Here is a 3,599-nt window from a genome sequence, read left to right as displayed (position 1 = left end):
CCGGCCGCCAGCAGCTTGCGGCTGTGCTCGGCGGGGGACCCCTGCAGCGAGCCCAGGGTATCGAGCACCCTGGGTTGCTGGCGCTCGGCCAGATAGCGCAGGGAGGGCACCTCGCTCAGCTTCACCTCGTACTGCAAAAGCGGCGAGCCCCCCTCCGTGCTGTGGGCAAAGGTCTTGAGCTTGTCCGTCTGCTGGTCATAGATGGCGACCGCAACCCGGCTCAACTTGTCAAACCGCTGCCTGAGCGTGGCGTGCACGTTCTGCACTTTTTCGCCAAATGAACTCTCCATCCCGCACGTCCTTCTGCTATTCCTGCAGGGAGTATAGTGACCCCTGTTTTTACTCTCCTGCCAAATTGACTCAAGCGTCAGCAACAAACATCAGGGCCCCGCAGACCGGCCGGCAAGGCCTGTTGCCACCATGGTTTTCTCCTTTGACGGCCCATTGTGGCCCGGGCAAAGAGATTGTTCGCTTCCGGCGTGCCGGCTGTATAGTTTTTGGTTAGCCATTCCGGTAAAATCCGCGCCCTAAAACTAGAGCCACCTAAGAGTGATTGAGCGATGTCCAACACAAAACAGGCCCCCAAAGTAGGATTCGTCTCCTTGGGTTGCCCCAAAAACCTGGTCGATTCCGAGCGCATCCTGACCCAGCTGCGTACCGAAGGGTACGACGTGGTGCCCAGCTATGACGATGCGGAGCTGGTGGTGGTCAACACCTGCGGCTTCATCGACAGCGCGGTGCAGGAGTCGCTGGAAGCCATCGGCGAGGCCCTGGCCGAAAACGGCAAGGTGATCGTCACCGGCTGCCTGGGCGCCAAAGAGAACCAGATCCGCGAGATCCACCCCAAGGTGCTCGAGATCACCGGCCCCCACGCCTATGAAGAGGTGCTCGGCCACGTCCACAAATACGTAGAAAAGCCGACCCACAACCCCTTCACCAGCCTGGTGCCGGCCCAGGGTGTCAAGCTGACCCCCCGTCACTACGCCTATCTGAAGATTTCCGAAGGCTGCAACCACCGCTGCACCTTCTGCATCATCCCCTCCATGCGCGGGGATCTGGTGAGCCGCCCCATCGGCGAGGTACTGGCCGAGGCCAAGCGCCTGAAAGAGGCCGGCGTGAAGGAGATCCTGGTGATCTCCCAGGACACCTCCGCCTACGGCGTCGACGTCAAGCACCGTACCGGCTTCTACGACGGCATGCCGGTCAAGACCAGCATGGTGGCACTGTGCGAGGAGCTGGCCAAGCTCGGCATGTGGGTGCGCCTGCACTACGTCTACCCCTACCCGCACGTGGATGACGTCATCCCGCTGATGCGCGACGGCAAGGTACTGCCTTACCTCGATATCCCGCTGCAGCACGCCAGCCCGCGCATCCTGAAACTGATGAAGCGCCCGGGCACCGTCGAGCGCACCCTGGAGCGGATCCAGAAGTGGCGCGAGATCTGCCCCGAGATCACCCTGCGTTCCACCTTCATCGTCGGCTTCCCCGGCGAGACCGAAGAAGAGTTCCAGATGCTGCTGGACTTCATCGACAAGGCGGAGCTGGATCGGGTCGGCTGCTTCAAGTACAGCCCGGTCGAGGGCGCCAAGGCCAACGAACTGCCGGATCCGGTGCCGGCCGAAGTGCAGGAAGAGCGCTTCCAGCGCTTCATGGAGCTGCAACAGCAGGTCTCCATCCGCAAGCTGGCCCGCAAGGTGGGCAAAGAGATGCTGGTGCTGATCGACGAGGTGGACGAAGAGGGAGCCACCGGCCGCTCTGCCGCCGATGCCCCCGAGATCGACGGCCTGGTCTACCTGAACGGTGAAACCGGCCTCAAGCCCGGCGACATGGTCAAGGTGCGCATCGACGAAGCGGACGAGTACGACCTGTGGGCCAGTCTCATCGACTGATCCCCGATAAGCACCAATAAAAAGCCAGTCAGCTCCTGACTGGCTTTTTTGTTGGTGCAATGCAAGGAAAAAGTGTTCAACCATGATTGCTCGAAGCGTCTGCGCATGGTCTGGAGGCATATAACCAATGGCGGGCTGATTCAGTCCCGATACAGGCGGGGCTGTTAGGATCCGGATTGACTCTCCCCGTCATAAGCCCTCTAATTGACAGCCTGGATCCCCATGATCGCGCACCTTATGAAAATTTTGTTGGTCGAAGACGACAAGCTGCTCAATCACCACCTCACCACCCTGCTGACCGAAGCCCAGAATCAGGTGCACAGCACCGAGAGCGCCCAGGTGGCGCTCCATTACGCCGCCGACTACCCCATCGACGTGGCAATCATCGATCTGGGCCTGCCGGACATGGACGGTCTGCAGCTCATCCGCCAGCTGCGCGAGCAGCAGATCCCCTTCCCCATCATCGTATTGACCGCCCGTGGCAACTGGCAGGACAAGGTGGAGGGGTTGGAAGCGGGGGCGGACGACTACCTGGTCAAGCCGTTCCAGAAGGACGAGCTGCTGGCCCGCCTCAACGCCCTGGTGCGCCGCAGCGCCGGCTTCATCTCCCCCAGGGTCAAGGCTGGCGACTACGAGCTGGATCTCTCCCGCAAGGAGCTGACCATCGCCGGTACGCCGGTGGTGCTCACCAGCTTTGAGTACCTGATCCTCGAATACCTGATGCGCAACGCCCGCCAGGTGGTCTCCAAGCAGCAACTGCTGGATCAGCTCTACGGCGACGGCGAGGGGGACCCCAACACCATAGAGGTGATGGTGAGCCGGCTGCGCAAGAAGCTGGATCCGGAGGGGCTCATCCAGCCCATCTCCACCATCCGCCGCCAGGGCTACATCTTCAACCTGTCGTGCAGCTGATGGGTTTTCGTCTGCCGCGCCCCATGCGCTTCATCCGCCGCTCGCTGCACATCAAGCTGATGTTGAGCGCCATGCTGGTCATCGCGTTCATCATGTCCTTCTCGGTCTACATCCTCTATCTGGGCCACACCGATGAGCAGGCCCAGAAGGCCAGCACCCGCATGCAGGAGAACCTCTCCAAGCTGTTCTCCTCCAAGATGCCGGACGCCCAGGCCAGCACGGATCTGGGCCGGCTCACACCGGATGCCATCGACCCTAACCTGGACACCCTGATCTGTCGGGCCGACGGCCAGCTGAGCTGGTCCAGCCTGCACATGCCGGAGGTGATCCAGGTCAAGGACTCCATCTGCGACGATCTGATGAAGTACCTGGGCGGGCTGGATCAGGACTACTTCTTCAAGCGCCTCACCATCAAGAATGGCGAGAGCTACTTCATCTACAGCCTGCGCTTCTTGCGCAACCACGGTGACGGCCCCACCACCTATTACGTGGTGATGGTCGATTCCGCCAAGCGCTACCTGCTGCAGACCCGCGACTACCTCTACCAGTGCATCCGCCAGGCCCTGCTCGCCTACGCCCTGCTCGGCGCTCTGCTGCTGCTCACCAGCTTCTGGAGCCTGGGCTCCCTGCGCACCATGGCGCGCCAGATCGACGAGATCCGGGCCGGCAAGCGGGAGGCGCTCTCCAACGACTATGAGCGGGAGCTGACGCCGCTGACCGAGTCGGTCAACCAGCTGCTGGAGAACGAGCGCCAGCAGACCCAGCGCTACCAGCATGCCCTCAACGACCTGGCCCACA

2 protein-coding genes and 2 pseudogenes are annotated in these 3,599 nt (G+C 61.8%); 3 read left to right on the top strand and 1 reads right to left on the bottom strand.

Annotated elements, in window-relative coordinates:
• Positions 1-290: pseudogene (locus BN1143_RS22710) on the bottom strand (phosphodiesterase); the annotation flags it as partial.
• A gap of 270 nt (positions 291-560) precedes the next feature.
• On the opposite strand from BN1143_RS22710, the gene rimO reads away from it, so the two are divergent.
• From rimO to BN1143_RS01030, 3 genes and pseudogenes are all read left to right on the top strand, one after another.
• On the top strand, positions 561-1,889 hold the full coding sequence (rimO, locus tag BN1143_RS01040) for a 30S ribosomal protein S12 methylthiotransferase RimO (protein WP_010634637.1): 1,329 nt from the start codon (positions 561-563) through the stop codon (positions 1,887-1,889).
• A 237-nt stretch (positions 1,890-2,126) separates the two neighbouring features.
• Complete coding sequence (locus BN1143_RS01035) at positions 2,127-2,801, top strand: response regulator transcription factor (RefSeq protein WP_010634645.1); 675 nt, start codon at positions 2,127-2,129, stop codon at positions 2,799-2,801.
• Positions 2,801-3,599, top strand: a pseudogene (locus BN1143_RS01030) (ATP-binding protein); the annotation flags it as partial. The gene BN1143_RS01035 and the pseudogene BN1143_RS01030, both read left to right, overlap by 1 nt.

This window comes from Aeromonas dhakensis (assembly GCF_000820305.1).
Classification (GTDB): Bacteria; Pseudomonadota; Gammaproteobacteria; order Enterobacterales; family Aeromonadaceae; genus Aeromonas; species Aeromonas dhakensis.
This window is presented reverse-complemented; position numbering and strand designations above follow the sequence as displayed.

Excerpts from the sequence above, each read along its gene's own strand:
- rimO (WP_010634637.1), top strand. The coding sequence starts at position 561 with ATGTCCAACACAAAACAGGCCCCCAAAGTAGGATTCGTCTCCTTGGGT.
- BN1143_RS01035 (WP_010634645.1), top strand. The coding sequence starts at position 2,127 with ATGAAAATTTTGTTGGTCGAAGACGACAAGCTGCTCAATCACCACCTC.